Genomic DNA, 5,000 nt, shown 5'->3' on the forward strand with positions numbered 1-5,000 from the left:
ACGATGAACCAGCCTTCCGGGTGCTGATAGATTTCCGGCAGGATCTCCTGCGATTCCTCCATCAGCAGGTCCTTGTCATGGCTGGTGAAGCCCGCCGCTTCGTGGTCGCGCGTTGAACCAGACCAGCAGGGCAGCGCCAGCGAGAACCGCCAGCAACAGGCCCGCCCAGAGCGTTGGTCCCCATTCCTGCCCAGCCGGGAGAGCTGGGATCGCTCCGGCCGCCGTCGCATGACGAGTCGTTGCAGCAGCGGCTGGCTGCGAGGCCACCGCCTCGGTTTTCGCCGCCTGGGCAAGATAGCGGTCGGCGCGAATGCCCCAAACCGGCACGATAGGGCCATCCTGCGGGTTCATCGGCTGAACGGTGCCATCGCCGCCCCCTACCCGGATGCTGCCCTGGGAGGCAACGGTGAGCGCGTAGGTCGGCCGTTCGGCGCACTTGGCCTTGAGCGTCTGGCTTTGCGCGTCGACGCGGAAAATCTGATAGTCACGCAGCGGCGCGCAGGCGAAGCCCGCCCTGACGGATTGCCTGCTCGATGAGCGGCGCGATCACATCGGAGGATGGGTTCTTCTGCGTAAGCGCACCGTAGAGATTGGGAGCCTGCCGGGATGCGGCGGCGGCTGGCGCGTCACCGGGCGTGGCTGCGAAACCGGCGCTGACCGGCGCGGCGGTCGCGATCACGGCCAATACCAAGAGTCCGGCGCAATGGTCCGTCCATGCCCCCTCTTGCCCCGTTACATTTGCCCGGTATTCATCCTAACCGATTTGGGCGGGGGCGTCAGCGTGAAATCTGCCGGGCTCCCCACCGGGGGCCCGCCGCTTCGCTTTTTAAAGGGAAGTAACTGAATTGTTTTTGTTTCGCAGGCGGGGCCAAGTCCCCCTTGGTCTTTTGCTTGCTTGCCTCCGCAATCGGGAGGGAGCCTGAGGCTCCTCAATGAAACCCCGCGAGCGGGACGCGGCGCGGGCCGGGCGGCCCTGCGGCTTGCGGGCGGGCAGGCTCGCCGCGCGGTCCCGCCCCGCTGCCCGGAGAGGGTTGGCCATCGGTCAGGCGCTTCGGGTCTGGCGTCTGGTCGGGAATACGGACCGCCACCAGATGCACTGCCGACCCTGATGACCCGCGACCGCCCGGCCTTGCCTCCAGCCGCTGTACCCGCCCTTCGATCCGCACCAAGCGCCCTTCCATGACGGCGGCGCGGTGCTTCTCGAACACGCTAGGCCAGAACATGATGCTGGCGGTGCCGGTCTCGTCTTCCAGGGTCAGGAACACCACACCGCCGGCGTTCTCGGGCCGCTGGTGCGCCAGCACCACGCCGATGACGCTGGCGCGCACGCCATCAACCGCCGTCTGGAGCGAGGCGCAGGTGCGGATGCCAAGGCCTGCATAGCGGGGCCGCAGCAGTTCCATGGGATGCGCCTTCAGCGACTGGCCCAGCGCGTGGGTCCACCACCGTCTCTTCCGCGAGCGCCATGTCCGGCAAGGACATGGTGGGCTCGGGCACCACCTCGCCCACATGCTCGAACAGCGGCAGCGGCTTGGCCTTGGGCACGGAGCGCACAGCCACATGGGCCTGCCGCCGGTCATGCCCCAGCGAGCGGAAGGCATCGGCGGCGGCCAGCTTCTCCAGCGCATCGACCGGCAGGCCGGAGCGGCGGCGCAGCTCCTCAACGGTGCGGAACAGCCCTTCGCGGCGAGCCTCCACCAACGCCTGTCCGGCGTTCTGGCTGAGCCCGTCGATCATCCGCAGGCCGAGGTCGCACCGCATAACGGCCCTCACCCGCCGCCTCCAGCGTGCAATCCCAATGGGAGCGGTTGATGTCCGGCTCGCGCACCTCGACGCCGTGCTCGCGCGCATCGCGCACGATCTGGGCCGGCGCATGGAAGCCAAGCGGTTGGGCGTTGAGCAGCGCGGCGCAGAATACATCCGGGTAATGGCGCTTCAGCCAGGCCGAGGCATAGGCCAGCAGCGCGAAGCTCGTCGCATGGCTTTCAGGAAAGCCATATTCGCCAAAGCCCTTGATCTGCTCAAAGCAGCGTTTGGCAAAGCCTGGGTCATAGCCGCGCGCTGTCATGCGCTGGGTCATCATCCCTTCGTAGGCCTGAAGGCCCCGGCGGCGGGAAGCGGCCATGGCCCGGCGAAGCCCGTCAGCCTCCGTCGGCGTGAACCGGGCCGCCACGATGGCGATATGCAAGGCCTGTTCCTGGAACAGGGGGACGCCGAGGGTCTTGGCAAGGATGGGTTCCAGCTCGCCCGCCGGGCCGTGCTCCGGCGCGGGCGCGGGGCAGGACACCGCCTCCAGCCCGTCGCGGCGGCGCGGGTAAGGCTGCACCATGTCGCCCTGCACCGGGCCGGGGCGCACGATCGCCATTTGAATGGCCAGGTCCCGGAAACTGCACGGCTTGAGGCGCGGCAGCATGGTCGCCTGCGCCCGGCTTTCCAGCTGGAAGACGCCAACCAGATCGCCGTTGCACAGCATGTCGTAGACCGCAGCCTCCTCCCTCGGGAGGGTGCCGAGCGTGAGCGCGCGGCCGTGATGCTTGCCCACCAGATCAAACGCCTTGTGAAGCGCGGTGAGCATCCCCAGCGCCAGCACGTCCACCTTGAGGAGGCCAAGGACGCTGATGTCGTCCTTGTCCCACTCGATGAAGGTGCGCTCCGCCATGGCCGCATTGCCGATGGGCACGGTCTCGTCCAGCGCCCCGCGCGTCAGCACGAAGCCGCCCACATGCTGCGCGAGGTGGCGTGGGAAGCCGATGAGCGCGTTGGCCAGATGCAGCGCCCGCATCAGCTTGGCGTCCAGAACCTGAATGCCGGCCGCGCGCAGGCGCTTCTCGTCGATCTCGCCACCCCGGTCACTGCCCTGCCCCGCGCCCCAGATGGCGCCCGCCAGCGTGGCGGTAACGTCCTCGCTCAGCCCCATGGCCTTGCCCACGTCCCGAATCGCCGAGCGCGGACGGTAGGAAATGACCGTCGCCGCCAAGCCCGCCCGGTGGCGGCCATAGCGGTTGTAGATGTACTGGATGACTTCCTCGCGCCGCTCGTGCTCGAGGTCGATGTCGATATCGGGCAGCTCCTGCCGCTCTTCGCTGAGGAAGGGCTCAAACAGCAGGTCCGATTCGGCCGGGTTGACCGCCGTGATGCCAAGGCAGAAGCACACCACCGAATTGGCAGCCGCGCCGCGTCCCTGGCACAGAATGTTCTGCCCCCGCGCGTAGGCGGCAATATCATGGACCGTCAGGAAATAAGGCGCGCAGTCCATGCGGGCGATGAGCGCCAGCTCGCGCTGCGCCGCCTCCCGCACCGCATCGGGCAGGCCGCCCGGATACCGCTGCGCCGCACCCTGCCATACCAGCGACTCCAAGTGCTGCTGCGCGGTCAGCCCGGCGGGCACCGCTTCCTCCGGATACTCATGGCGCAGTTCATCAAGGCTGAACCGACAGGCGCTGACGATCCTGAGGGTGTTGTCCAGCGCCGCCTCATGCCCCGCGAACAGCTCGGCCATCACTTCAGGCGGCTTCAGATGCCGCTCCTTGTGCGCGGCGAGCGCCGCACCCGCCGCGCTCAGCGTCGTCTTCTCGCGAATGCAGGCGAGCACGTCCTGAAGCGGGCGGCGGTCCGCGTCGTGATAGAGCACGTCGTTGGTGGCGACCAGCGGCAGGCCGAGCCCGTCGCCGATAGCCTGCAGGCGGCCGAGCCAGCGCCGGTCGTCCCCCCGGTAGAGGTGCTGGGCGGCAAGGTAAACTTGCGTGGCCGGGCGGAGCATTTGCTTCATCAGCAGCAATTGCTTGATGAAGTCGGCGATGGTGGAGCGGTCCCGCCGCTCGGGCGGAATGATGACGATGACCTGGCCCTCGCTGCGCGCCGCCACGTCGGCCAGCGTCAGGTGGCATTCCCCCTTGGGGGCGCGGCGCTTGCCCAGCGTCAGCAACTGCGACAGCCGGCCATAGGCGGCGCGGTCCGTCGGGTAGACCAGCAGCGAGGGCGCGTCCGCCAGATCGACCCGGCAGCCGATCACCAGCCGCACCCCACGCTTCTTCGCTTCCATATGAGCGCGCACGATGCCGGCCAGGGTGTTGCGGTCGGTGATGGCGAGCGCCTCAAGGCCCAGCGCTTGCGCGCGCTCCACCAGTTCCTCCGCATGGCTCGCGCCTCGCAGGAAGGAGAAGTTGGTCGTCACCTGAAGTTCGGCGTAGCGGCTCATAAGCACCTGCTGGGCAAGAGTGGGCTTGTTCTGCGCGCGTTTCTTTGTTCTCTATTTGTTCCACTTTATCACAAGCCTTTCCGCGAACAAAGCGCCATCCTGCGCCTCATCGCGCCCCAGCCTCCATCAAGCGACGGACGCGGCGAAGATCCCGTGGTTTTCAGGGAAATCCGGGGGATGCGGCCGCTGCCAATGCACCCCCTCTTAAAAGCCAAAGGCCGGCAAACAGGAACCATGCAGGGGGCAGGTTCTCGTGCCGGCAGGCTGGGCCGGGGACTGACCCGGCAGATGTTCTTTTAGCGGGTCAGCTCCCGGATGAGATCGGGAAGCAGGGCCGACCTGGCTTCATGATAGGTCTTGATAGACTGGCGCAGATCATCGAGCTGACGCGCCTGGAACTGCTGGAACATGGTTTGCAACTGGCTGACGGTATCTGGCAGCAGGCGGCATTCGCACACCCTGACATAGTACAGCCGGTCATTGATGTTGCCGACGGACCGGAAGATCTCGGAGTTGCGGGCTTGTTCCGCCACCAGGAGCGTGAACTCTCCCGTGGCGTTGGGGACCACCTCCTGGACCTGCGGATCGCCAGCCTGCCCCCCGTTGAGGGCCGATACCAATGCCGCGATGCGCGAGGAATCCGATGGCGTCGTCGATTTCTCCGCCTCGCTGAGCGCCAGGCCGAGATACCACTGGTTCATATCGTAAAGGTTGCGGATCTCCAGTTCAGATGGCTGGCGCGCGAAAAAGCCGAGGCCCGGCGCGCCATCAATCAGTCGTTCAACCACAAGCCGATTGAGGG

6 protein-coding genes (1 of these 6 running past the window's edge) are annotated in these 5,000 nt (G+C 67.0%); all 6 read right to left on the bottom strand.

Features of this window, described 5'->3' with window-relative positions:
* On the bottom strand, positions 1-230 hold a 230-nt coding region (locus L0C21_RS00005; protein WP_259276431.1), incomplete at its 3' end, for a hypothetical protein.
* Between the two features lie 254 nt (positions 231-484).
* Positions 485-679 (bottom strand): hypothetical protein, encoded by a 195-nt coding sequence (locus L0C21_RS00010; protein ID WP_259276432.1) that lies wholly within the window; start codon positions 677-679, stop codon positions 485-487.
* 250 nt (positions 680-929) lie between these two features.
* Positions 930-1,403, bottom strand: a complete 474-nt coding sequence (locus L0C21_RS00015; RefSeq protein WP_259276433.1) for an OB-fold nucleic acid binding domain-containing protein — start codon at positions 1,401-1,403, stop codon at positions 930-932.
* The gene (locus L0C21_RS00020) at positions 1,333-1,761 is read right to left on the bottom strand and encodes a helix-hairpin-helix domain-containing protein (RefSeq protein ID WP_259276434.1); all 429 of its coding nucleotides are present in this window, start codon (positions 1,759-1,761) and stop codon (positions 1,333-1,335) included. Before L0C21_RS00020 ends, L0C21_RS00015 begins: the two co-directional genes overlap by 71 nt.
* Positions 1,661-4,198: an error-prone DNA polymerase gene (locus tag L0C21_RS00025; RefSeq protein WP_259276435.1), complete on the bottom strand. Its 2,538-nt coding sequence runs from the start codon at positions 4,196-4,198 to the stop codon at positions 1,661-1,663. The genes L0C21_RS00020 and L0C21_RS00025 overlap by 101 nt, the downstream gene beginning before the upstream one ends.
* Positions 4,199-4,494: 296 nt before the next feature.
* A protein-coding gene (locus tag L0C21_RS00030) for a GntR family transcriptional regulator (protein ID WP_310593342.1) crosses the window boundary here: on the bottom strand, positions 4,495-5,000 show its 3' portion. The gene runs 160 nt beyond the window's last position; only the last 506 of its 666 coding nucleotides appear in the window; its start codon lies off the right edge, out of view; it ends in the stop codon at positions 4,495-4,497.

The sequence above is a fragment of the Pedomonas mirosovicensis genome, from assembly GCF_022569295.1.
GTDB lineage: Bacteria > Pseudomonadota > Alphaproteobacteria > Sphingomonadales > Sphingomonadaceae > Pedomonas > Pedomonas mirosovicensis.

Excerpts from the sequence above, each read along its gene's own strand:
- L0C21_RS00015 (WP_259276433.1), bottom strand. The coding sequence starts at position 1,403 with ATGGAACTGCTGCGGCCCCGCTATGCAGGCCTTGGCATCCGCACCTGC.
- L0C21_RS00020 (WP_259276434.1), bottom strand. The coding sequence starts at position 1,761 with ATGCGGTGCGACCTCGGCCTGCGGATGATCGACGGGCTCAGCCAGAAC.
- L0C21_RS00025 (WP_259276435.1), bottom strand. The coding sequence starts at position 4,198 with ATGAGCCGCTACGCCGAACTTCAGGTGACGACCAACTTCTCCTTCCTG.